This is a genomic window from Noviherbaspirillum cavernae (assembly GCF_003590875.1).
Lineage (GTDB): Bacteria > Pseudomonadota > Gammaproteobacteria > Burkholderiales > Burkholderiaceae_D > Noviherbaspirillum > Noviherbaspirillum cavernae.
This window is the reverse complement of sequence record NZ_QYUN01000002.1, coordinates 3,236,035-3,258,833: the sequence shown is the minus strand read 5'-3', so window position 1 is coordinate 3,258,833 and position 22,799 is coordinate 3,236,035. Positions and strand designations below refer to the sequence as shown.

The window sequence follows — 22,799 nt, the reverse complement described above, 5'->3', positions numbered from 1 at the left end:
TCCGTTGAAAGCGTTCGAGAGCTTGAGATGAATCACTTGTGCGATTCCCCTGAGGGCTATGCTCATTGCCGCAAGCGATGCGGCTGCATTGCCCGTCCCGATCCGAGGCTGGTCGCGACGTTGTTTCTCAAGCCCTGATTTTCCCCCTTGTTCCTTTTTTATTAATGCAGGGCAAGGTTGAAAACGAGCAGCGATTATACCAAAGTCATGGTATTGGCCTTTTCACGTTACATCTTAATTTTTGTCATCAAATGAACGATCTGCAGCAGTTGCAAAACAATAATCCGGCGCAATCCGACGCGTCGACTCCTCCATTCTCAGATGCCGTGCAGGAAGCGCTGGCCATTGCCAAGCGCGGCGTGGATGAGTTGCTGATCGAATCCGAATTTGCGCAAAAGCTGGCTCGTTCCGAGAAAACAGGCAAGCCGCTGCGCATCAAGCTGGGACTGGATCCGACCGCGCCTGACCTGCACCTCGGCCACACCGTGGTGTTGAACAAGATGCGGCAGCTGCAGGATCTCGGCCACAACGTGATTTTCCTGATTGGCGACTTTACCTCGATGATCGGCGACCCGTCCGGCCGCAACGTCACCCGCCCGCCACTGACGCGTGAGCAGATCGAGGAAAACGCCAAGACTTACTTCGCACAGGCCAGCCTGGTGCTTGATCCGGCAAAAACCGAAATCCGTTACAACTCCGAATGGTGCGACCCGCTCGGCGCGCGCGGCATGATCCAGCTGTCGGCCAAGTACACCGTGGCGCGCATCCTGGAACGCGAAGATTTCACCAAGCGTTTCAAGGCGGGCACGCCGATCTCCGTGCATGAGCTGCTGTACCCGCTGATGCAGGGTTATGACTCGGTGGCCTTGCAATCCGATCTCGAGCTTGGCGGCACGGATCAGAAGTTCAATCTGCTGGTAGGGCGCGAATTGCAAAAGGATTACGGCCAGGAGCCGCAATGCATTCTGACCATGCCCTTGCTGGAAGGTCTGGACGGCGTTGAAAAAATGTCCAAATCCAAGGGCAACTACGTCGGCATCACGGAGCCGGCCAACACCATGTTCGGCAAGCTGATGAGTATTTCCGACGCGATGATGTGGCGTTACTACGAACTGCTGTCGTTCCGCTCGCTGGCGGAGATCGCCCAGTTCCGCAAGGAGGTCGAGGAAGGCCGCAATCCGCGCGACATCAAGGTATTGCTCGGACAGGAAATCGTGACGCGCTTCCATTCGCAGCAGGCGGCGGAAGAGGCGCTGGCCGATTTCAACAACCGCGCCAAGGGTGGCATTCCCGACGATATCCAGGAACTGAGCCTGACGGGCGCGCCGCTCGGCATCGGCCAGCTGCTCAAGCAAGCGAACCTGTGCGCGTCGACTTCCGAAGCGCTGCGCATGGTCGAGCAGGGCGGTGTGCGGATCGATGGCGGGACGATCAGCGACAAGGGCTTGAAAGTCGAGGCGGGAACGTTTGTGTTGCAGGTCGGCAAGCGAAAATTTGCGCGCGTGACGCTGGCGTGATGCTGGAACTCTGCTGATGATCGGTCTGTTGCAGCGGGTAACGCAGGCAAGCGTCGTGGTTGATGGCGGTGTCGTGGGCGCAATCGACGCCGGCTTGATGGTGCTGTTGTGCGCGGAGCGCAATGACAGTGAAAAAGAGGCGAATGCGCTGCTGGCGAAATTGCTGTCCTATCGCGTGTTTTCCGACGATGCCGGCAAGATGAACCGCAGCGTCGCCGACGTGGCGGGCGGCTTGTTACTGGTACCGCAATTCACGCTGGCGGCGGACACCCAGTCCGGGACGCGTCCGTCATTCACGCCTGCGGCCGCGCCGGAAGACGGCCGCAGGCTGTTCGATTATTTCGTGGCGCAGGCGCGCACGCGCCATGCGACGGTCGCAACGGGGCAGTTCGGCGCGAACATGCAGGTGTCGCTGACCAACGATGGCCCGGTGACGTTCTGGCTGCAGATAAAGCCGCAAGGATGAAATGCTTAACAAGCAAGGAGGCAAGCATGAAACTGTGGAGTGATTCCTTCAAGGATGGCGGCGCGATTCCGGGTGAGTTTGCATTTTGCGTGATCGATCCGGTCAATCATGTGGCCATGTCTGCCAACAAGAATCCGCATCTCGCATGGAGCGATTTGCCGTCCGGCACGAAGTCGCTTGCACTGATTTGTCATGATGTGGATGTGCCCTCGCGTGGCGACGACGTGAATCAGGAAGGCAAGAGCGTGCCCGTCGATTTGCCGCGCGTTGATTTCTTCCACTGGACGCTGATTGACTTGCCGGTCGATACGCCGGTCATCGCCGCCGGACAATACAGCAACAGCATCACGCCGCGCGGCAAGTCCGGGCCTGAAGTGCCGAATGGCCGCGGAACGCGCCACGGCCTGAACGATTACACCGGTTGGTTCGCCGGCGACGCTGACATGAGCGGCGAGTATTTCGGCTATGACGGCCCTTGTCCGCCGTGGAACGACTCAATCGTGCATCGTTACGTGTTCACCCTGTATGCGCTCGATATCGAGCGTGTGCCGGTCGATGGCAAATTCACCGGACAGCAGGTGCGCGATGCGATCAAGGGGCATGTGCTCGGCGAGGCGAGCATCACGGGCATCTACACCTTGACGCCGACGCTGCAGCAGACCGCGGGGGCGGCGTGACGGAGATTCTGTTGATTCGCCATGGCGAAACTGCATGGAACGCCGAAAAGCGTCTGCAAGGCCATCTCGATGTGCCGCTCAATGATGAGGGACGGCGGCAGGCCGCAGCCTTGGGCCAGGCGTTGCGCAACGAAAAGCTGGATGCGGTCATTGCCAGCGATTTGCTGCGTGCGCGTCAGACCGCGCACGCAGTCGCCGTGCCGCGCGGCATGGACGTGCAGGTCGATCCCGGCTTGCGCGAGCGCTGCTACGGCGCGTTTGAGGGCATGCTGTATGCGGACATCGGCGAGCGCTATCCGGAAGCCTATGCGGCATGGAAGTCACGCGACATCGATGCGCGCTTTCCGCAAGGCACCCATGTGGCGGAAACCCTGCGTGAATTTTCCACGCGCGCGGTCGGTGCCATCACGCGCATCGTGCGTCAGGGTAAATACCGGCGCGTGGCGCTGGTAACCCATGGCGGCGTGCTGGAATGCGCGTATCGCGCTGCGCAAGGCATCGGCTTCGCCCATGCGCGTGATTTCGACATCCTCAATGCCAGCATCAACCGCTTCATCTGGAATGGCGAAGCGATCCAGCTGGCGCAGTGGGGCGACGTCGCGCATCTGGCTGCGGACGACGCCGCGATTCTGGATGAAGTGGACAAATAAGCCACGCCTCGGGCCTGGCTTGCATCCGCAGGCCGCAATTTCGAATCCCGCCCCGATCCGGCTAAAATAGCGGATTCCGCGCCAGCAGTGCCTTCTCCAGTGAATATCGGTCCCCATTCTCTCCGCAACAATGTCTTCGCCGCTCCGATGGCCGGGGTGACGGACCGTCCTTTCCGCCAGTTGTGCAAGCAACTCGGTGCGGGTTATGCGGTGTCCGAAATGGCGGCCTCCGATCCGCGTCTGTGGGCGAGCGAAAAGACCTCGCGCCGCATCAATCACGACGGAGAAATGGAGCCGAAAGCGGTGCAGATCGCCGGTGCCGACCCCGACATGCTGGCGCAATGCGCAAAATTCAACGTCGATCGCGGTGCCCAAATCATCGACATCAACATGGGTTGCCCGGTCAAGAAGGTGTGCAATAGCTGGTGCGGCTCGGCATTGCTGCAGAACGAGAAACTGGTCGGCCGGATTCTCGATGCGGTCGTGGCAGCGGTGGATGTGCCGGTGACGCTCAAGTTCCGCACCGGCTGGGATCGGCTCAACAAGAATGCGCTGACGATTGCAAAAATGGCCGAGGCGAGCGGCATTGCGATGCTGACTCTGCACGGGCGCACGCGCGCCGACGGCTACAGTGGCGAAGCGGAATATGAGACGATCGCGGCGGTCAAGGCCGCAGTGTCGATCCCGGTCGTGGCCAATGGCGACATCACGACGCCGGAGAAGGCGAAGTTCGTGCTGGAGGCGACCGGCGCGGATGCCGTGATGATCGGCCGCGCGGCGCAGGGGCGGCCGTGGATATTCCGCGAAATCGACCATTTTCTGCGCACCGGCGACTATCTGCCGGCACCGTCGGTTGCGGAAGTGCGCGCGCTGATGAATGAGCATCTGCTCGCGCATTACGCCTTCTATGGCGACTTCATGGGGCTGCGCACTGCGCGCAAGCATATCGGCTGGTATGTGCGCGGGCTGCCTGGCGGCGAGGAATTTCGCCAGCGCATGAATCGGCTGGAAAGCTGCGAGGAGCAGCTTGCAGCAGTGGACGCATTTTTTGAATCGCAGTTGCTATATGGCAAGCGGTTACAATACGGGGTTCCCGAGCAAAAACTTGCCGCTTGATCAAGAGCGCTACGCAATAACACCAAACCTTTCCACTGCAATGAGCAAAGATAATATCCAGGACGTCGTCAAGAAAAGCCTTGAGAAGTATTTCAAGGATCTCGGCGAGCAGCAGCCGTCGAACGTCTACGAAATGGTGGTCTTTACGGTGGAAAAGCCGATTCTCGAAGCCGTCATGGAGCGCGCCGACGGCAACCAGTCGCTGGCCGCCGAGATGCTCGGTATCAACCGCAACACGCTCCGCAAGAAACTGCAGCAACATGGACTGCTGTGATTTATAACGTAAGAGCAGCGAGGCGGCCCGCCTTGCCGTTGCTCTTACGCTATCCATCACTTCCCCCATCTCTACCATGATCAAACAAGCCCTGATTTCGGTCTCCGACAAGACCGGCGTTCTCGATTTTGCCCGCGCGCTGTCCGCCATGGGCGTCAACATCCTGTCCACCGGCGGTACCGCCAAGCTGCTGGCCGACAATGGTCTGAAGGTGACTGAAGTCGCCGACTACACCGGCTTCCCCGAAATGCTCGATGGCCGCGTCAAGACGCTGCATCCGAAAGTCCACGGCGGCATTCTGGCCCGTCGCGATTTTCCGGAGCATGTCGCGGCGCTGGAAAAGCACGGCATCCCGACCATCGACATGGTGGTGGTGAATCTCTATCCGTTTCAGCAAACGGTCGCCAAGGAGCAATGCTCGCTGGAAGATGCAATCGAGAACATCGATATCGGCGGCCCGACCATGCTGCGTTCCTCGGCCAAGAACCACAAGGATGTGGTCGTTGTATGCGATCCCGCCGACTACGGTCGCGTGCTGGACGAGATGAAGGCCAATGGAGGTGCGGTCGGCTATGACACCAAGTTTGCGCTGGCGAAAAAAGTGTTCGCCCACACCGCGCAATACGATGGCGCGATCACGAATTACCTGACCTCGCTCGGCGAAGACAAGCAGCACGCCACGCGCAGCAACTATCCGCAAACGCTGAACCTGCATTTCGAAAAAGTGCAGGACATGCGCTACGGCGAAAACCCGCACCAATCCGCCGCTTTCTATCGCGATATCGCGCCGATCGACGGTGCGTTGGCGAATTACACGCAATTGCAGGGCAAGGAACTGTCGTACAACAATATCGCCGATGCCGACGCGGCATGGGAGTGTGTCAAGACCTTTGACGCTGCTGACAACACTGCCGCCTGCGTGATCATCAAGCATGCCAACCCCTGCGGCGTGGCGACCGGCACTTCGCCGCTGGAGGCATACAGCAAGGCATTCCAGACCGATCCGACTTCGGCATTCGGCGGCATCATCGCCTTCAATTGCGAGCTGGACGGCAAGGCCGCCGAAGCGGTTGCCAAGCAGTTCGTCGAGGTGCTGATCGCGCCGTCTTTCACGAATGAAGCGAAACAGATTTTCGCCGGCAAGCAGAACGTGCGCCTGCTGCAGATTCCGCTGGGCAAGAGCGGCAATGCCTACGACTTCAAGCGTGTCGGTGGCGGCCTGCTGCTGCAATCGCCCGATGCAAAAAATGTCGCGCTGGCCGAACTGAAAGTCGTGAGCAAGAAGCAGCCGACGCCGCAGCAAATGCAGGATCTGATGTTCGCGTGGCGCGTGGCGAAGTTCGTCAAATCGAATGCGATCGTGTTCTGCGGCAATGGCATGACACTCGGTGTCGGTGCCGGCCAGATGAGCCGCGTCGATTCCGCGCGCATCGCCTCGATCAAGGCGCAGAACGCCGGTCTGACGCTGGCGGGTTCGGCGGTGGCGTCGGATGCCTTCTTCCCGTTCCGCGACGGTCTGGACGTAGTGGTGGATGCCGGTGCGACCTGCGTGATCCAGCCGGGCGGTTCGATGCGCGATCAGGAAGTGATCGATGCAGCCGACGAGCGCGGCGTGGTGATGCTGTTGACGGGTACGCGGCATTTCCGGCATTGATCATCGTTGCAATATCCACGGTCATTCCGGCGAAAGCCGGATGACCCTCTAATGTGAAAATCCTCGGCATCGACCCCGGCCTGCGCACCACGGGCTTCGGCATCATCAGCAAGCAGGGCAGCAAGCTCGGCTACGTCGCATCCGGCACCATCAAGACGCCGGATGCCGATCTGCCGCAGCGTCTTAAAACCATTCTCGCCGGCGTCGGCGAAATCATCCGCACTTACAGCCCGGATTGCGCGGCAATCGAAAAAGTCTTCGTCAACGTCAATCCGCAATCGACGCTGCTGCTGGGGCAGGCGCGTGGTGCGGCAATCTGCGCCCTGGTCAATGCCGATCTCGCGGTGGCGGAATATACGGCGCTGCAGATCAAGCAGGCCGTGGTCGGTCACGGCAAGGCACAGAAGCAGCAAGTGCAGGATATGGTGCAGCGTCTGCTGCTGCTGTCCGGCACGCCGAGCCCGGATGCCGCTGATGCGCTGGGGGTGGCGATCTGCCATGCGCATAGCGGCGAGACTTTGGCGACTCTTGGCGGGCTTGCGCCGGCCTTGGCGAAAAAGGGATTGCGCGTGCGGCGCGGCCGCCTGATCGGCTGATGCCGCAAGGGACTCAAGCCGGAATCACATCAAGCATGCTTCTCGGCTTCACGCGCGGCGATTTCAAACGCGTTATGCCAATAGGCATCCCGCCCGTGCAACGCCGCCCACAGGCTCGATGCGAGATAGGCGAACGGAAATGCCGGCCCCCAGCGCGCTGCCTGCCGCACATGCTCCAGCTCGTGCACCAGTACCCGCGGCGACAATCCCCGATGTTCCGCAATCACGATGTGGCCGAGGGCCATGGCGGTCATCGCCCCGAACGGATGATGGTGCAACATGCGATCCGCGAAGGGCCCGCGCACCACGATCGCAAGCGTGCGGCCCCGGACCAGTTGCACCTTGCCATGCAAGGCATACACCGGTAACGCGAAACACAGCCCCAGTGCAGTCATCGGCAATGCCCACGCGATACCCGACAGATTGACCATCCATGACCATGTCCGGGACAGGCGTTTGGGGTTGGAAGATGGGGGATGCTGAATGTGCATGTCGGTTGAAGGAAACGATGCGGCAACAAGGAAATCAAGGGATTCGCCGCCTTGCCTGCCATTGGGGCAGCGCGTCGTTGTCCTGTATGATGCATCTACATTTTTGACGCCATATTGCCATGATAGGTCGCCTTTCCGGAATCCTGCTCGAGAAAAACCCGCCGCAATTGCTGGTCGATTGCAACGGCGTCGGCTATGAAGTCGATGTACCGATGAGCACGTTCTACAACCTGCCGGGAATGGGCGAGAAGATCGTGCTGCTGACGCATCTGGCGGTACGAGAAGACGCGCATCTGCTCTACGGTTTCGGCACCGCCGAAGAGCGCAATGTGTTCAAGCAGCTCATCAAGATATCGGGTGTCGGCGCGCGTACTGCGCTGTCGATTTTGTCCGGCATGTCGGTGGCCGATCTGGCGCAGGCGATCACGCTGCAGGAAGCGGGCCGCCTGACTAAGGTGCCGGGCATCGGCAAGAAGACGGCGGAACGCTTGCTGCTGGAGTTGAAGGGCAAGCTGGGTGCCGATCTTGGCGCGACAGGCGGCGTTGCGCACGACGACGCGACGGCCGACATCCTCAATGCACTGGTTGCACTTGGGTATTCCGACAAGGAAGCGGCGCTTGCATTGAAGCAGGTGCCGGCCGGAACCGGCGTGTCGGAAGGCATCAAGCTGGCATTGAAAGCCTTGTCGAAAGCCTGATAATCTTGGCGCAGCGCTTGCGATGAAGGAAACACCATGAGTATCCAAACCGACAATCTGACCGAGCAGCGCATCATCGCCGCGACACCGGCGTCGCCGAACGAGGAAGCGATCGAGCGCGCACTGCGCCCCAAGCAACTGGATGACTACGTCGGCCAGGCCAAGATCCATAGCCAACTGGAAATTTTCATTGCCGCTGCGCGCAAGCGGCGCGAGGCGCTCGACCATACGTTGCTGTTCGGTCCGCCGGGCCTCGGCAAGACCACGCTGGCGCACATCATCGCGCGAGAGATGGGCGTCAATCTGCGGCAGACTTCCGGTCCCGTGCTGGAACGCGCCGGCGATCTGGCCGCCTTGCTGACCAATCTCGAAGCGAACGACGTGCTGTTCATCGATGAAATCCATCGCCTGTCGCCGGTGGTGGAGGAAATCCTGTATCCGGCGCTGGAGGATTATCAGATCGACATCATGATCGGCGAAGGGCCGGCGGCGCGTTCGGTGCGGCTGGATTTGCAGCCGTTCACACTGGTGGGTGCGACCACGCGCGCCGGCATGCTGACCAATCCCTTGCGCGACCGCTTCGGCATCGTCGCGCGGCTGGAGTTTTACACGCCGGAAGAACTGGCAAGAATCGTCACGCGCAGCGCCAGCTTGTTGCATGCCGCCATCGAAGATGAGGGCGCGCTGGAAATCGCCAAACGCAGCCGCGGCACGCCGCGTATCGCCAATCGTCTGCTGCGCCGCGTGCGCGATTACGCCGAGGTGAAGGGCAACGGCAGAATCACCAAGGCGATGGCCGATGCCGCGTTGAAGATGCTGGACGTCGATCCGGTCGGCTTCGACGTGATGGACCGGAAACTGCTGGAAGCGGTGCTGTTCAAATTCGGCGGCGGTCCGGTCGGCCTCGACAACCTCGCGGCGGCGATCGGTGAAGAGCGCGACACCATCGAAGACGTGCTGGAGCCTTATCTCATCCAGCAGGGATTTCTGCAACGTACGCCACGCGGCCGGATCGCGACGCCGACTGCGTATGCGCACTTCGGGGTTACCGCGCCGCGCAGCAGCCCGACCGGCGATCTGTGGAGTCCGGCGCAAGAGTGAGTACCTTGCGCAATCTCGCTTCATTCGCGCCATTCGCTCCATTCGCTCCATTCGCATTGCGGCCCTGATGGACGTTGCGCGCAACCCCATGCAAATCTGGGTCGATGCCGATGCCTGTCCGAATGTCATCAAGGACATTCTGTTCCGGGTCGCCGAACGGCGGCAGATCATGGTGACCCTTGTCGCCAATAAATTCCTGCGCACACCGCCGTCACGCTACATCAAGGCATTGCAAGTGCCGGCCGGATTCGACGTGGCCGATCGGGAAATCACGCGGCTGGCGCAGTCTGGCGACCTCGTCATCACCGCCGATATTCCCCTGGCTGCCGATATCATCGCCAAGGGCGGCCATGTGTTGAATCCGCGTGGAGAGACATACACCAAGGACAATATTGCGCAGCATTTGACGATGCGCGATTTCATGGATCAGCTGCGCGGCAGCGGGGTGGATACGGGCGGTCCGGCACCTTTCAACCATGCCGACCGGCATGCGTTTGCGAGTGCGCTGGAACGGCAGCTTCAAAAATGCATCGGGAAATGAGCCCTTCGCGCCGTTAATGCGTCGAGACTGGCGTTTCATTCATCCTTCGCATGGGCTGCAGATCGGCAAACATGGGCGAGGATTTGTGAAGTTGCATCAGCTTTTCCTCCTATAATTGCATTTTCAAGCACGGCCGGACTTTTCGGCGTGAGCCAACGCAATTACACGGAATGCCCTCTGCGTAAATTGTGAATGACTCGCCATCAATGCGCTGCGGTCGTCAACAACATCCACTGGGGATCGAGTCCCGTCATGCTCATGTCTACTCAAGCCAGCCGCTATGCCCATCTCTTGCTTGAGGCACGTGCCAAGGGGCAATTGATTGCGCCACTTTCCGACAGTGACGCACTGACGGTCGCGGATGGTTACAACATTGTCAAAAGCATGTTCGATATCCGCACGGCGCAGGGTGAGGCGATGGTCGGCCGCAAGATCGGTTTTACCAACCGCAAGATCTGGTCGAAATACGGCATGAAGGAACCGATCTCCATGCCGATCTGGACGCCGATGTTCGGCAGTACCGTGCGCTATACCGAGGACAACCGTGGTGTGCAAAGTCTGCAAGGGGCGTTGCAGCCGCGCATCGGTCCGGAACTCATCTTCAAGCTGGCCGCAGCGCCCGCACCCGATGCGACTGTCGAAGAATTGGCGGAATGCATCGAATGGATGGCGCATGCATTTGAAATCGTGACCTGCCCATTCCCCGACTGGAAATTCGAGATGGTGGATTCGATCGCGGCATTCGGTTTGCATGGTTCGCTGATCGTGGGCGAGCCGAAAATGCTGTCTACCGCCTCGCGCCGCAATCTGGGTGAAGTGCTTGCCAACGCCAGTTTGTCATTGTCCTGCGGCGACGAGTTGCGTTCGGCCGGTTTCGGCAGCGATGTGTTCGGCAGTCCGGTGCACGCTCTGTGGCAGTTGCATCAGATGCTGAAAGAACAGCCGCAATTCCCGCCGCTCGCTGCCGGTGAAGTGATCACCACCGGCACGTGGACGAATGTGTGCGCGATTGCGCCCGGCGAGACATGGACCTCGGCATTCTCCGGCGTGAGCTTGCCGGGCCTGACGATTTCCTTCGTGTAAACAGGCTATCCATGAAATGAAAAAGGCGCCGTGAGCGCCTTTTTCATTGCCTCAGCATTGCCTGTCACTCGGCGCGAACCCAGGTCTGGCTGCGTCCGAAAAGCGGCGCGCCGATATAGCCACGCACATCCAGCTTCCTGCCGCCATCGACGAGCGCAGCCTTGCTCTTGTAAACCTTGCCGTTACCCGGATCGAGAAGCTGGCCGCCTGTGTACTCGCTGCCTTCCTGCTTCAGGCCGGTCAAAATCGTCATGCCGATGATCGGCTGATCCTTGCGCGTGCCCTCGCACTTGTCGCATTTCGGGTTCTGGTCTTCGTTCGCATCGCGAAACAGTTTTTCAATCCTGCCCTTGAATTCGCCATTGCTTTCGGTGATGCGGATCAGCGCTTTCGGCTTGCCGGTTTCGTCATCGATGTTTTTCCACAGTCCCACCGGCGAGGCTTGCTGCGCCCATGCGCCGAGAGCAAGAAGGGCGCTGGCGGCAATTGCGGAGGTGAGGAATTTTTTTATCATGCTGTCTCCATGTTGTTGTTATTCATGAATGGGGCGATGGCCGGTCCGCGCAGGCCATCGCTTGTGATTGAAGGAATCACGCCTTCGGCAATTTCGCGAATTGCTCGCGCAGCTTCGCCACGGTCGCGGTGAAGCTGGCGAGACGTTCCTTTTCCTGCGCCACGACCTGTGCCGGTGCGCGTGCAACGAAGCTTTCATTGCCGAGCTTGGCATTGGCCTTGACGATCTCGCCGTCGATGCGGGCGATCTCTTTCGACAAGCGCTCACGTTCGGCGGCAATGTCGATCTCCACCTTCAGCATCAGCTTCGCCGTGCCGACGATGGACACCGGCGCGGGGGATTCTGGCAATGCATCGACGACTTGCACGTCCGCCAGTTTTGCCAGCGCTTGCAGGTAGGGCGCGAAGGATTGCAGTTGCTCCTTGCCGCCGGCAGGCGCTTCCATGATGAGCGGCACGCGTTGCGCGGGAGACAGCTGCATTTCGCCGCGCAGGTTGCGGGTGGCGTCCGTCATTGCCTTGAGTTGCGCCATCCAGCTTTCCGCCTGTTCGTCGATCTTGTCGAGGTTCGGACGCGGATATTCCTGTCGCATGATCGAGTCGCCGGCCGGGTCGAGCTTGCGGTCGGTCATCGGCGCGATGGTTTGCCACAGTTCCTCGGTGATGAACGGGATTACCGGATGCGCCAGACGCAGCACGACTTCCAGCACACGGAGGAGCGTGCGGCGCGTGGCGCGCTGTTGTGCTTCGTTGCCTTGCTGAATCTGCACCTTCGCGACTTCCAGATACCAGTCGCAATATTCATCCCAGATGAACTGGTAGATCGCCGTGCCGATGTTGTCGAAGCGATAGTCGGCAAAGCCCTTCTCGACTTCCGCCTCGGTGCGCTGCAGCAGTGACACGATCCAGCGGTCTGCTTGCGAGAATTCGAGATGGCCCTTGTCGCATGCGCCCGGCACGTGACCCTCGTAGCCGCAATCCTTGCCTTCGGTATTCATCAGCACGAAGCGCGTCGCATTCCACAGCTTGTTGCAGAAATTGCGATAGCCTTCGCAGCGGTTCAGATCGAAGTTGATGTTGCGGCCCAGCGAAGCATAGCTGGCCATCGTGAAGCGCAAGGCATCGGTGCCGAATGCTGCGATGCCGTTCGTGAATTCCTTGCGCGTCGCCTTGGCAATGCTCTCGGCCTGCTTCGGATTCATCAGGCCGGTGGTGCGCTTGGCGACCAGCGCCTCGACATCGATGCCGTCGATCAGGTCGATCGGGTCGAGCGTGTTGCCTTTCGACTTCGACATCTTCTGGCCGTTGGCGTCGCGCACGAGGCCGTGCACATAGACGGTTTCGAACGGCACCTTGCCGGTGAAGTGCGTGGTCATCATCACCATGCGCGCCACCCAGAAGAAGATGATGTCGAAGCCGGTCACCAGCACCGACGAGGGCAGGAACATCTTGTAGTCCGGCGTTTCTTCCGGCCAGCCGAGCGAGGAAAAGGGTACCAGCGCGGAGGAGAACCAGGTGTCGAGCACATCGCTTTCGCGCGTCAGTTGCTTGCCGCCGGCCTTGGCCTTTGCTTCCTCATCGTTGCGGGCGACGTAGATGTTGCCTTCCTCGTCGTACCACGCCGGGATTTGATGGCCCCACCACAGTTGGCGCGAGATGCACCAGTCCTGGATGTTGTTGAGCCACTGGTTGTAGGTCGTGGTCCAGTTCTCGGGCACGAACTTGATCTCGCCGCCCGCAACTTTTTCCAGCGCCACGTCGGCAATCGACTTGCCGGGGAAATGCGTGCCCTCCGGGGCGGGCTTGCTCATGGCGACGAACCACTGGTCGGTCAGCATCGGCTCGATCACGACGCCGGTGCGGTCGCCGCGCGGCACCATCAGCTTGTGCGGCTTGGTCGATTCGAGCAGGCCGAGCGCCTCGAGGTCGGCGACGATCTGCTTGCGCGCATCGTAGCGATCCATGCCTTGATATTTTTCCGGCGCGTTTTCATTGATGCGCGCGTCCAGCGTGAAGATGCTGATCTGCGCCATCTGATGACGCTGGCCGACGGCATAGTCGTTGAAGTCGTGCGCCGGCGTGATCTTCACGCAGCCCGTGCCGAATTCCTTGTCGACGTAGTCGTCGGCGATGATCGGAATTTCGCGATCGGTCAGCGGCAGCTTCAGCATCTTGCCGACGAGATGGAGGTAACGCTCATCGGTCGGATCGACGGCGACGGCGACGTCGCCGAGCATGGTTTCCGGGCGTGTCGTGGCAACCGTGATATGGCCGCTGCCGTCGGCGAGCGGATAGCGGATGTGCCACATGTGGCCGTCTTCTTCCTCGGACACCACTTCGAGGTCGGAGACGGCGGTCAGCAGCTTCGGGTCCCAGTTGACGAGGCGCTTGCCGCGATAGATCAAACCTTGCTCGTACAGCCGCACGAAGACTTCGGTCACTGCCTTCGACATTTTGGCGTCCATCGTGAAGTACTCGCGGCTCCAGTCGGTGGACGCGCCCATGCGGCGCATCTGGCCGGTGATGGTGGAGCCGGAATGTTCTTTCCACTCCCACACTTTTTCGAGGAATTTTTCGCGGCCCAGGTCGTGGCGCGAAATCTTCTTCGCGTCGAGCTGTCGTTCGACCACGATCTGCGTGGCGATGCCCGCGTGATCGGTGCCGGGAATCCATGCCGTGTTGTAGCCGCGCATGCGGTAGTAGCGCGTCAGTCCATCCATGATGGTCTGGTTGAACGCATGGCCCATGTGCAGCGTGCCGGTGACATTGGGCGGCGGCAACTGAATGCTGAAAGCGGGTTTGGCGGGATCGACGGTGGCGGTGTAGTAACCGCGCTGTTCCCATGCTGTGCGCCAGCGTTTTTCAATATCGGCGGGTTCGAAGGACTTGGCTAATTCCATGATGTGCGGAGTGATTATTGCGAAACCACACATTATAAGGGAGGGCCCCTCGTCAAGCGGCGCGGGATCCAACGCGGTGTCGTGCCAATTCGATATCTATTGGCTTGTTGCCATGCTGATTGCCGCGCACAACAACAAACCGGCTGGGACCAGGCGCCGGTAATAGCGGTTCCGGGTGAAGTCCGCGTGATGTTCTTCGATCAGGCGGAAGAACAGCGCTCCCGCGGCCACGCTCGCGACTAACGCCAACGCCATGCCAGCCAGGTTGATCCACGCACCCTCGGGGAAGCATTGTGCCCACAGGGAGTTGACCAGCAGACAGATCGGGAAGTGAATCAGGAACACGGAGTATGAGCGTCTGGCCAGCCAGGCGATGCCGCGCACATGCGCTCCGCGGTGCATCCAGCCGCGCGACGGCGCGAGGCCCAGCAGGAGGGCTGTCGCCAGGGCGACGGCGATGCGCTCGCGGAAGGCAAGCAATAGTGCCAGTCCGCCCAGCGCCGCAAGCCCTGCCGCTGCCCACTGCGGCGTGCGCTGGCGCGAGGCGCGGAAGGCCAGCATGCCCAGGCCGTAGGCGCCGAAGAAGTACAGGCTGGTCGCATCCCAGCTGGCGTCGAGGTTGAAGAAAAGCAGCGAGGCCATCGTGAACGCAAGTACCAGAATGGTTGGCCGCGCCGCGCCGGCATGGTTGCGGCTCAGCCAGCACAGGCCCAGGGCGAGGGCGTAGAGCTGGAAGTCGATTGCCACGTACCAGACTCCCGCCGATAGCGCTTCCACTTCGAGCAAATCTTGCAACAGGAACACGTGGGCCAACACCTGTGTCAATTCCGGCGGTGCCGGTACAGAAGGATGGTCCAGCCAAGGCCGCACCAGCATGGCGCTCAGGATCGCGCAGGCGAGTGCTGCCATGCAGGGCACAGCCAGGCGCCGGTAGCGGCGCCACAGCAATATGTCCGGGCGCGCGAGTTTGCCTGCATCGAGACTCTCCAGTGCCCCCGCGGCGAGGAAGCCGCCGACGACCAGGAACACCTGAACCGCCATGCGTCCGTAGTGGTAGAGCCAGTCGATCAGTTCGGGCGCCAAGGAGTAAGCCCGGTCCGACATGGGGCCGTAGAAGGCGAGGTGGTGGCAGATGATCAACAGGCAGGCCGCAGCCTTGAGGCCGTCGACCAGCGGCAGGCGGGCAGGCTGGGACATAGGACGGCGCGTAGTATAAGCCAGTCCGCAAACGCTTGCCGAAACGCAATATTTCTTGTCATGCCGGCAACGTGCGCCAACGTCGTCGAAAGCGCACGACGTTGGCGGGGTCGAAGCGTATAATCCACCCACGTCATATTTTCAGACCGCACACAGCTAGGGGTCCTGGCAGGCTTGCAGACACAAGTCGACCGGGTGAGAAATACCCTCAAACCTGATCTGGGTAATGCCAGCGAAGGGAAGCAACCGGAAGTCCCCCTTCATTCCGTTGTTCCTTCGCTATTTCATTCGAGCAAAGGAGCATCATGAACGCCAATCCACAATTCCTCGCCGCCACCGCCAAGGTGGATGAAGCGGCGGTCCATCCGCTGCCGAATTCCCGCAAGATTCATGTCGAGGGTTCACGCCCGGACATCCGCGTGCCGATGCGCGAGATCAGCCAGGCGGATACGCCGGCCTCCTTTGGCGCGGAAAAGAATCCGCCGATCTATGTGTACGACACCTCCGGTCCCTACAGCGACCCGGCAGCGAAGATCGACATCCGTTCGGGCTTGCCGGCGTTGCGCGCAGCATGGATCGCCGAACGCGGCGATACCGAGGAATTGGCTGGGCCGACCTCGCAATACGGCGTCGAGCGCCTGAACGATCCGAAGCTGGCCGAGCTGCGCTTCAACCTGCATCGCAAGCCGCGCCGCGCCTTGCCTGGCAAGAACGTGTCGCAAATGCACTATGCACGTCAGGGTGTCATCACGCCGGAAATGGAATACATCGCGATCCGCGAAAACATGCGTCGCAAGGAATATCTGGAAGAGCTGAAGGCGTCCGGCCCGATGGGAACGAAGCTGGCCGACCTGATGGGACGCCAGCATCCGGGGCAGAGTTTTGGTGCCGCGATTCCTGCCGAGATCACGCCGGAATTCGTGCGTGCCGAAGTCGCCTGCGGCCGCGCCATCATTCCGATGAACATCAACCACCCGGAAATCGAACCGATGATCATCGGCCGCAATTTTCTCGTGAAGATCAACGCCAACATCGGCAACTCGGCGGTAACATCCTCCATCGGCGAGGAAGTCGAAAAGATGACCTGGGCGATTCGCTGGGGCGGCGATACCGTGATGGATCTTTCCACCGGCAAGCACATCCATGAAACGCGCGAATGGATCATCCGCAATTCGCCGGTGCCGATCGGCACCGTGCCGATTTATCAGGCGCTGGAAAAGGTCAACGGCAAGGCCGAAGACCTGACCTGGGAAATCTTCCGCGACACGCTGATCGAGCAGGCCGAGCAGGGGGTCGATTACTTCACCATCCATGCCGGTGTGCGTCTGCAATACGTGCCGCTGACCGCCAAGCGCATGACGGGAATCGTCTCGCGTGGCGGTTCCATCATGGCGAAATGGTGTCTCGCGCATCACAAGGAATCCTTCCTGTACGAGCACTTCGAAGACATTTGCCAAATCATGAAGGCCTACGACGTGTCGTTCTCGCTTGGCGACGGTCTGCGCCCCGGCTCGATCTACGACGCGAACGACGAAGCGCAACTGGGTGAGTTGAAGACACTCGGCGAGCTGACGCAGATCGCGTGGAAGCATGACGTGCAAGTGATGATCGAAGGCCCCGGCCACGTGCCGATGCATCTGATCAAGGAAAACATGGACCTGCAACTGGAGCAGTGCCACGAAGCCCCGTTCTACACGCTTGGCCCGCTGACCACCGACATCGCGCCTGGCTACGACCACATCACTTCCGGTATCGGTGCGGCCATGATCGGCTGGTACGGTACCGCGATGCTGTGCTACGTCACGCCGAAGGAGCACCTCGGTTTGCCGAACAAGGCGGACGTGAAGGAAGGCATCATCACCTACAAGCTCGCCGCGCACGCCGCCGACCTGGCGAAGGGGCATCCGGGCGCGCAGATCCGTGACAACGCACTGTCGAAGGCGCGCTTCGAGTTCCGCTGGGAGGACCAGTTCAACCTCGGCCTCGATCCGGACAAGGCGCGCGACTTCCACGACGAAACGCTGCCGAAGGATTCCGCGAAAGTCGCGCATTTCTGCTCGATGTGCGGGCCGCATTTCTGCTCGATGAAGATCACGCAGGATGTGCGCGATTACGCCGCCAGCCAGGGCATCTCGGACAACGAGGCGCTGAAGAAAGGCATGGAGGTCAAGGCGGTCGAGTTCGTCAAGAGCGGCGCGGAAATCTATCGCAAGCAGTGAGCGCGTCAATGGAAATCGAATTGAACGGTGCGCCGCATCCGATCGCGGAAAACCAGAACGTGCAGGACTTGATCGCCTCGCTCGACCTGGCGAACAAGTCGCTGGCAGTGGCGATCAACCGCGAAGTGGTGCCGCGTCAGATGTGGGCACAACGCGTGTTGCAACCGTCCGATCGTGTCGACATCGTGCGCGCGATCGGTGGCGGTTGATCCGGCTAACCATGCGCTCCTTCACCTTGCAGGCGGAGGGAGCTGCGCAGAGGAAAATTCATGAATGAGTCACAGAACCAGCGTCAACCCGAGGGCCTGACCATCGCCGGCAAGACCTACCGCTCGCGTCTTCTGGTCGGCAGCGGCAAGTACCGCGACCTCGAAGAAACCCGTGTGGCGACCGAAGCCAGCGGCGCGGAGATCATCACGGTCGCGATCCGCCGCGTCAACATCGGGCAGGACCCGAACGCACCGAGCCTGCTCGACGTGGTGCCGCCTTCGCGGTACACGATCCTGCCGAACACGGCAGGCTGCTACAACGCGAAGGATGCCATCTACACCTTGCAGCTCGCGCGTGAGCTGCTGAACGGGCACAAGCTGGTGAAGCTGGAAGTGCTGGGCGACGAGAAGACCTTGTTCCCCAACATGCCGGAGACACTGAAGGCTGCCGAAGTGCTGGTGAAGGATGGCTTCGACGTGATGGTGTATTGCAGCGACGATCCGATCCAGGCACGGATGCTGGAGGAAATCGGCTGTGTCGCGGTCATGCCGCTGGCGTCGTTGATCGGTTCCGGCATGGGCATCCTGAATCCGTGGAATCTGTCGCTGATCATCGAGCAGGCCAAGGTGCCGGTACTGGTCGATGCCGGCGTCGGCACCGCATCGGATGCGGCAATTGCGATGGAGCTGGGCTGCGACGGCGTATTGATGAACACCGCGATTGCCGGCGCACGCGATCCGATCCGCATGGCGCGGGCGATGAAGCTGGCGATCGAGGCCGGACGCGAGGCGTATCTTGCCGGCCGCATTCCGCGGAAGTTTTCCGCTTCACCTTCATCTCCGATGGAAGGACGCGTGCGATGAGCCGGCTTGCCATGAAGGGCCTGTACCTCGTCACGCCGGATTGGGACGATACGCAAAAACTGCTGGAAGTCACCGAGTCCGGTCTGCGCGGCGGTGCGGCGCTGGTGCAATACCGTCACAAGACCGCCGGTGCCGAGTTGCGCAAGGAGCAGGCCGGCCGTCTGCTGGCATTGTGCAGAAAATACGATCGCCCCTTCATCGTCAACGATCATGTCGAGCTGTGTCTCGAACTCGATGCCGACGGCATTCATGTGGGCGGCACCGACGAAGCGGTGGCACGCGTGCGCGCCGCAGTCGGTCCGAATCGGATTGTCGGCGCGTCATGCTACGGCAGCATTGAACTGGCGCGGGATGCGTGCGAGGCCGGCGCAAGCTATATCGCGTTCGGCGGCTTCTATCCGTCGCGCGTGAAAAAGTATCCGGTCACCACGCCGCCCGAGATCGTGGCGCAGGCAAAAAGCGAAATTCCATTGCCGAGCGTGGTGATCGGCGGCATGACCCGCGAGAATGCCGCGCCGCTGGTCGCGCAGGGCGCCGACATGGTGGCGGCGATCAGCAGCGTGTACATGGCGGATGACCCGCAAGCGGCAGCACGGCAATTCGTCGCGCTGTTTGCCTGAGCACGAAAGAAAGGATGCGCGGGCATGGCGTGCTCGCGCACTCCATTGCAAGCATGCCTGGCGTGGCACTGCTTTCGCCAGTCGTGTTGTTCGTGCGCCCGTATCCCCGATCGCGCATCGATGCGCAAGACAAGTGTGCGATGGAGGGGCACTCATGCCGTTTGCAAAAGTGAAATCGCTATCTATTGTCTGAAAGACTTGTTGTGGCACGCGAGCACTGACGGCTGCAGTTACATGGCGTAATGTCGTTCGAACAACCCCGTTCGCGGATACCCTGCCCGTTATAATCTCGGGATGCAAAATCTCCTCCACAACCTCAATCCCGAACAACTCGCCGCAGTCACTCTCCCCGCACAGCCGGCGCTGATTCTTGCCGGCGCGGGTTCGGGCAAGACCCGCGTGCTGACGACCCGCATCGCGTGGCTGATTCAAACGGGGCAGGTATCTCCCGCCGGCATCCTGGCGGTGACGTTCACCAACAAGGCGGCCAAGGAGATGATTGCACGCCTGTCGTCCATGCTGCCGATCAATACGCGCGGCATGTGGATCGGCACCTTCCACGGCTTGTGCAACCGTCTGCTGCGCGCGCATCACCGCGACGCGGGCTTGCCGCAGACCTTCCAGATTCTCGATTCGCAGGATCAGCTGTCGGCCATCAAGCGCTTGTTGAAGTCGCTGAATGTCGATGATGAAAAATACCCGCCGCGCAATCTGATGTATTTCATCAATGGTGCGAAGGATCAGGGCTTGCGCGCGAAAGACGTCGAGGCGAATGACGATTACAACCGCAAGTTCGTCGAGCTGTACGATCTGTATGACACGCAATGCCAGCGTGAAGGCGTGGTCGATTTCGCCGAATTGCTGTTGCGCACCTACGAACTCCTGACGCGCAATCAGCCATTGCGTGAACATTATCAGGCGCGCTTCAGGCACATTCTGGTCGACGAGTTCCAGGACACCAATAATCTGCAATACAACTGGCTGAAGCTGATGGCGGGGCAACACAATGCCGTGTTCGCGGTCGGCGACGACGACCAGAGCATTTACGCATTCCGTGGCGCGAATGTCGGCAACATGATTGCCTTCGAGCGCGAATTCCACGTCGAGAACCTGATCAAGCTGGAGCAGAACTATCGCTCGCACGGTCACATTCTCGATGCGGCCAATACGCTGATCGCCAACAACAGCAGGCGGCTTGGCAAGAATCTGCGCACCGATGCGGGCCATGGCGAGCCGGTGCGGATTTACGAAGCCGAGAGCGATATCCGCGAAGCGAACTGGATCATCGAAGAGGCGAAGAGCCTGATCAACGAAGGCGCGACGCGCAGCGAAATCGCGATTCTCTACCGCTCCAACGCGCAGTCGCGCGTGATCGAGCATGCCTTGTTCACGGCCGGCATTCCGTACCGCGTGTATGGCGGACAGCGCTATTTCGAGCGGGCCGAGATCAAGCACGCGATCGCCTACCTGCAGTTGATGGACAATCCGCACAACGATTCGGCTTTCCTGCGGGTGGTGAACTTTCCGACGCGCGGCATCGGCGCGCGCTCGCTCGAGCAATTGCAGGATGCGGCGCGGCAGTACGGCATCTCGATGTACGCGGCGGTGCCGTATGTCACGGGCAAGGCCGGCACCACGCTTGGCGGCTTCGTCAAGCTGATCGAAGGCATGCGTTTCGAGACGCAGAATCTGCCCCTGCAGGAACTGGTGCAGGTCATGCTCGACATGAGCGGCCTGATCACGCATTACCAGAATGAGAAGGAAGGCGCGGACCGCATCGAGAATCTGGAGCAGCTCGTCAGCGCGGCGATGCTGTTCGTGTCGGAAGAGGGCTTCGGCATCGATGCGCCGGCCTTCCTCGGGCCGAAGAGCGCGGAGGTTGCCGGTCCCGCACTGACCATTGCCGACGGTGTGGAAGTGCTCGATGCCGATGCGCCGCTGCCGGCGGTGATGTCGCCGTTGTCGGCCTTTCTGTCGCATGCCTCGCTGGAGGCGGGTGACAATCAGGCGCAGGCCGGGCAGGATGCGCTGCAATTGATGACGGTGCATTCGGCCAAGGGGCTGGAGTTCGATGCGGTTTTCATCACCGGGCTGGAAGAGGGCTTGTTCCCGCACGAGAACAGCGCGCAGGAAGAGGCCGGCCTCGAAGAAGAGCGCCGCCTGATGTATGTTGCGATCACGCGCGCGAAGAAGCGGTTGTACATGAGCTTTTCGCAAACGCGCATGCTGCATGGCCAGACTCGCTACAACATGAAGTCACGCTTCTTCGATGAATTACCGGACGAGGCGCTCAAGTGGCTGTCGCCGAAGGTGCAGCATCGCTGGTTCGGGCAGCGCAAGTCGGCATGGGACGAACCGCCCGAGTCGGGGGCGAACAACATTGCGCAGAGCTTCAACCGGGACAATGCCGGCTGGCGCGTCGGCGAGACCGTGTCACACGCGAAATTCGGCGAGGGCGTGATCGTCAATATCGAAGGCAGCGGCACGAACAGCAGGGCGCACATCAATTTCGGCAGGCACGGGATGAAGCTGCTGGACCTGAATATCGCCAAGCTGGAGAAGGTGGCGACGCGGCTGAACGGCTGAACAGGCACGCAGGGCTGGCGGCATGCGCCGTCAGCTTGCTCCGGCTTATTGCTGGCCGATGGCCGGCTGCTGCGGTTTGCCGAATATGTGAGTGTAGGTCGGATAAAACGAGCAGTACATGACCACCGTCATCACGATGGATAGCGGCAGCAACACCAGCATCACGACCGTCGCCTTGCCGAACAACAGGCCGATCAAGTTGCTCACGATCACCGGCAGCAGCACGCCGATCAGTATCCATGCGAGTCCGAACACGAGGAAGGCGCGGCCGTTGCGCTTGACGGCGAAGAAACTGTAGAACGCCGCCTTGCCGACACCCATGTCCTGCCACATGATGAGCGGCGCGGCGTACCAGAACGCCATGGCCGCCGGCGTGTAGGCGAGGGCAGCAACCAGCATCGCCAGCGAAAAGCGGGGATCGCGCACCGTGTCAGGGTCCAGTGCCTGGCCGCCGCTCATGACTTGCCAGAAGGTGCCGCCATCGATCAGCGCGGATGCGGCAATCGCCATCACCGCCGCCAGCAGATACAGCACGCCCAGTTGCAGCAGCTTCACGAATGCGGGACGGCGAAAGCCTGTCAGCAGCAGATTCGGATACACCTTCTTGCCGCGTTCGACATTGACGCATGCCTGCATGAAAGCCATCGAAAATACCGGTATCAAAATGATCGGCAATACCTGTCCCAGCAGCGGCACGATGCCGATGGCAAACATCAGGAACAGGTAGGCGAGAAACAGCGTGGACATTTCGGCGGGCTGCTTGCGAAACAACGCAAATCCTTCTTTCAGCCACAGCCAGCCGACATTCGCGGGCAATTTTTCCATTG

The 22,799-nt window shown here is 60.6% G+C and carries 22 protein-coding genes; 17 read left to right on the top strand and 5 right to left on the bottom strand.

Translation table 11 applies throughout. From position 1 onward, the window contains the following. Positions 1-251: 251 nt before the first annotated feature. The 8 genes from tyrS to ruvC all read left to right on the top strand — a co-directional run bounded on the left by tyrS (position 252) and on the right by ruvC (position 6,950). On the top strand, positions 252-1,517 hold the full coding sequence (tyrS, locus tag D3870_RS15200; protein ID WP_422879651.1) for a tyrosine--tRNA ligase: 1,266 nt from the start codon (positions 252-254) through the stop codon (positions 1,515-1,517). A gap of 16 nt (positions 1,518-1,533) precedes the next feature. Then, positions 1,534-1,983 (top strand): D-aminoacyl-tRNA deacylase, encoded by a 450-nt coding sequence (dtd, locus tag D3870_RS15195; RefSeq protein WP_119740377.1) that lies wholly within the window; start codon positions 1,534-1,536, stop codon positions 1,981-1,983. Positions 1,984-2,009: 26 nt separating this feature from the next. Beyond that, on the top strand, positions 2,010-2,660 hold the full coding sequence (locus D3870_RS15190; protein ID WP_119740375.1) for a YbhB/YbcL family Raf kinase inhibitor-like protein: 651 nt from the start codon (positions 2,010-2,012) through the stop codon (positions 2,658-2,660). Further along, positions 2,657-3,310 carry a histidine phosphatase family protein gene (locus tag D3870_RS15185; protein WP_119740373.1) on the top strand — a complete coding sequence of 218 codons (654 nt, stop codon included), beginning with the start codon at positions 2,657-2,659 and terminating at the stop codon, positions 3,308-3,310. Before D3870_RS15190 ends, D3870_RS15185 begins: the two co-directional genes overlap by 4 nt. Positions 3,311-3,409: 99 nt before the next feature. Continuing rightward, on the top strand, positions 3,410-4,426 hold the full coding sequence (gene dusB / locus D3870_RS15180; protein WP_119740371.1) for a tRNA dihydrouridine synthase DusB: 1,017 nt from the start codon (positions 3,410-3,412) through the stop codon (positions 4,424-4,426). Between the two features lie 40 nt (positions 4,427-4,466). Next, the gene (locus D3870_RS15175; RefSeq protein ID WP_119740369.1) at positions 4,467-4,700 is read left to right on the top strand and encodes a Fis family transcriptional regulator; all 234 of its coding nucleotides are present in this window, start codon (positions 4,467-4,469) and stop codon (positions 4,698-4,700) included. A 76-nt stretch (positions 4,701-4,776) separates the two neighbouring features. Continuing rightward, positions 4,777-6,354, top strand: a complete 1,578-nt coding sequence (gene purH, locus D3870_RS15170) for a bifunctional phosphoribosylaminoimidazolecarboxamide formyltransferase/IMP cyclohydrolase (RefSeq protein ID WP_119740367.1) — start codon at positions 4,777-4,779, stop codon at positions 6,352-6,354. A 53-nt stretch (positions 6,355-6,407) separates the two neighbouring features. Then, positions 6,408-6,950, top strand: coding sequence for a crossover junction endodeoxyribonuclease RuvC (ruvC, locus tag D3870_RS15165; protein WP_119740365.1), 543 nt, complete (start codon positions 6,408-6,410; stop codon positions 6,948-6,950). 29 nt (positions 6,951-6,979) lie between these two features. Here the strand turns inward: ruvC and D3870_RS15160 are convergent, their stop codons facing one another. After that, on the bottom strand, positions 6,980-7,381 hold the full coding sequence (locus D3870_RS15160) for a hypothetical protein (RefSeq protein ID WP_119740363.1): 402 nt from the start codon (positions 7,379-7,381) through the stop codon (positions 6,980-6,982). A gap of 179 nt (positions 7,382-7,560) precedes the next feature. Between D3870_RS15160 and ruvA the strand changes: the two genes are divergently transcribed. From ruvA to D3870_RS15140, 4 genes are all read left to right on the top strand, one after another. Then, complete coding sequence (gene ruvA / locus D3870_RS15155) at positions 7,561-8,139, top strand: Holliday junction branch migration protein RuvA (protein WP_119740361.1); 579 nt, start codon at positions 7,561-7,563, stop codon at positions 8,137-8,139. Positions 8,140-8,175: 36 nt separating this feature from the next. Next, positions 8,176-9,240: a Holliday junction branch migration DNA helicase RuvB gene (ruvB, locus tag D3870_RS15150; RefSeq protein ID WP_119740359.1), complete on the top strand. Its 1,065-nt coding sequence runs from the start codon at positions 8,176-8,178 to the stop codon at positions 9,238-9,240. Between the two features lie 88 nt (positions 9,241-9,328). Further along, complete coding sequence (locus tag D3870_RS15145) at positions 9,329-9,781, top strand: YaiI/YqxD family protein (protein WP_119742192.1); 453 nt, start codon at positions 9,329-9,331, stop codon at positions 9,779-9,781. A gap of 252 nt (positions 9,782-10,033) precedes the next feature. Next, complete coding sequence (locus D3870_RS15140; RefSeq protein WP_119742190.1) at positions 10,034-10,864, top strand: 2-keto-4-pentenoate hydratase; 831 nt, start codon at positions 10,034-10,036, stop codon at positions 10,862-10,864. A gap of 64 nt (positions 10,865-10,928) precedes the next feature. Here the strand turns inward: D3870_RS15140 and D3870_RS15135 are convergent, their stop codons facing one another. The 3 genes from D3870_RS15135 to D3870_RS15125 form a co-directional block, all read right to left on the bottom strand. Then, a complete protein-coding gene (locus D3870_RS15135; RefSeq protein WP_119740358.1) occupies positions 10,929-11,378 on the bottom strand; it encodes a DUF2147 domain-containing protein in 450 nt (149 codons plus the stop codon). 76 nt (positions 11,379-11,454) lie between these two features. Then, the gene (locus D3870_RS15130) at positions 11,455-14,277 is read right to left on the bottom strand and encodes a valine--tRNA ligase (protein ID WP_119740356.1); all 2,823 of its coding nucleotides are present in this window, start codon (positions 14,275-14,277) and stop codon (positions 11,455-11,457) included. A 96-nt stretch (positions 14,278-14,373) separates the two neighbouring features. After that, entirely contained in the window at positions 14,374-15,474 is a 1,101-nt protein-coding gene (locus D3870_RS15125; protein WP_119740354.1) for an acyltransferase family protein, read from the bottom strand. A 305-nt stretch (positions 15,475-15,779) separates the two neighbouring features. On the opposite strand from D3870_RS15125, the gene thiC reads away from it, so the two are divergent. From thiC to D3870_RS15100, 5 genes are all read left to right on the top strand, one after another. Then, positions 15,780-17,693, top strand: coding sequence for a phosphomethylpyrimidine synthase ThiC (thiC, locus tag D3870_RS15120; protein ID WP_119740352.1), 1,914 nt, complete (start codon positions 15,780-15,782; stop codon positions 17,691-17,693). Between the two features lie 8 nt (positions 17,694-17,701). Next, complete coding sequence (gene thiS / locus D3870_RS15115; RefSeq protein WP_119740350.1) at positions 17,702-17,902, top strand: sulfur carrier protein ThiS; 201 nt, start codon at positions 17,702-17,704, stop codon at positions 17,900-17,902. Between the two features lie 60 nt (positions 17,903-17,962). Then, positions 17,963-18,766 (top strand): thiazole synthase, encoded by an 804-nt coding sequence (locus D3870_RS15110; protein ID WP_119740348.1) that lies wholly within the window; start codon positions 17,963-17,965, stop codon positions 18,764-18,766. An 11-nt stretch (positions 18,767-18,777) separates the two neighbouring features. After that, on the top strand, positions 18,778-19,386 hold the full coding sequence (gene thiE / locus D3870_RS15105) for a thiamine phosphate synthase (protein ID WP_119742188.1): 609 nt from the start codon (positions 18,778-18,780) through the stop codon (positions 19,384-19,386). A 294-nt stretch (positions 19,387-19,680) separates the two neighbouring features. After that, positions 19,681-21,972: a UvrD-helicase domain-containing protein gene (locus tag D3870_RS15100; RefSeq protein ID WP_119740346.1), complete on the top strand. Its 2,292-nt coding sequence runs from the start codon at positions 19,681-19,683 to the stop codon at positions 21,970-21,972. Positions 21,973-22,017: 45 nt separating this feature from the next. Here the strand turns inward: D3870_RS15100 and D3870_RS15095 are convergent, their stop codons facing one another. Beyond that, positions 22,018-22,797 carry a BPSS1780 family membrane protein gene (locus tag D3870_RS15095; RefSeq protein WP_119740344.1) on the bottom strand — a complete coding sequence of 260 codons (780 nt, stop codon included), beginning with the start codon at positions 22,795-22,797 and terminating at the stop codon, positions 22,018-22,020. Positions 22,798-22,799 lie beyond the last annotated feature (2 nt).

What these genes read in the sequence shown, in the direction of transcription:
- tyrS (WP_422879651.1), top strand. Translation starts at nt 252, where the DNA reads ATGAACGATCTGCAGCAGTTGCAAAACAATAATCCGGCGCAATCCGAC.
- dtd (WP_119740377.1), top strand. Translation starts at nt 1,534, where the DNA reads ATGATCGGTCTGTTGCAGCGGGTAACGCAGGCAAGCGTCGTGGTTGAT.
- D3870_RS15190 (WP_119740375.1), top strand. Translation starts at nt 2,010, where the DNA reads ATGAAACTGTGGAGTGATTCCTTCAAGGATGGCGGCGCGATTCCGGGT.
- D3870_RS15175 (WP_119740369.1), top strand. Translation starts at nt 4,467, where the DNA reads ATGAGCAAAGATAATATCCAGGACGTCGTCAAGAAAAGCCTTGAGAAG.
- purH (WP_119740367.1), top strand. Translation starts at nt 4,777, where the DNA reads ATGATCAAACAAGCCCTGATTTCGGTCTCCGACAAGACCGGCGTTCTC.
- D3870_RS15160 (WP_119740363.1), bottom strand. Translation starts at nt 7,381, where the DNA reads ATGGTCAATCTGTCGGGTATCGCGTGGGCATTGCCGATGACTGCACTG.
- ruvA (WP_119740361.1), top strand. Translation starts at nt 7,561, where the DNA reads ATGATAGGTCGCCTTTCCGGAATCCTGCTCGAGAAAAACCCGCCGCAA.
- ruvB (WP_119740359.1), top strand. Translation starts at nt 8,176, where the DNA reads ATGAGTATCCAAACCGACAATCTGACCGAGCAGCGCATCATCGCCGCG.
- D3870_RS15145 (WP_119742192.1), top strand. Translation starts at nt 9,329, where the DNA reads ATGCAAATCTGGGTCGATGCCGATGCCTGTCCGAATGTCATCAAGGAC.
- D3870_RS15140 (WP_119742190.1), top strand. Translation starts at nt 10,034, where the DNA reads ATGCTCATGTCTACTCAAGCCAGCCGCTATGCCCATCTCTTGCTTGAG.
- D3870_RS15135 (WP_119740358.1), bottom strand. Translation starts at nt 11,378, where the DNA reads ATGATAAAAAAATTCCTCACCTCCGCAATTGCCGCCAGCGCCCTTCTT.
- D3870_RS15130 (WP_119740356.1), bottom strand. Translation starts at nt 14,277, where the DNA reads ATGGAATTAGCCAAGTCCTTCGAACCCGCCGATATTGAAAAACGCTGG.
- D3870_RS15125 (WP_119740354.1), bottom strand. Translation starts at nt 15,474, where the DNA reads ATGTCCCAGCCTGCCCGCCTGCCGCTGGTCGACGGCCTCAAGGCTGCG.
- thiC (WP_119740352.1), top strand. Translation starts at nt 15,780, where the DNA reads ATGAACGCCAATCCACAATTCCTCGCCGCCACCGCCAAGGTGGATGAA.
- thiS (WP_119740350.1), top strand. Translation starts at nt 17,702, where the DNA reads ATGGAAATCGAATTGAACGGTGCGCCGCATCCGATCGCGGAAAACCAG.
- D3870_RS15110 (WP_119740348.1), top strand. Translation starts at nt 17,963, where the DNA reads ATGAATGAGTCACAGAACCAGCGTCAACCCGAGGGCCTGACCATCGCC.
- thiE (WP_119742188.1), top strand. Translation starts at nt 18,778, where the DNA reads ATGAAGGGCCTGTACCTCGTCACGCCGGATTGGGACGATACGCAAAAA.
- D3870_RS15100 (WP_119740346.1), top strand. Translation starts at nt 19,681, where the DNA reads ATGCAAAATCTCCTCCACAACCTCAATCCCGAACAACTCGCCGCAGTC.
- D3870_RS15095 (WP_119740344.1), bottom strand. Translation starts at nt 22,797, where the DNA reads ATGGAAAAATTGCCCGCGAATGTCGGCTGGCTGTGGCTGAAAGAAGGA.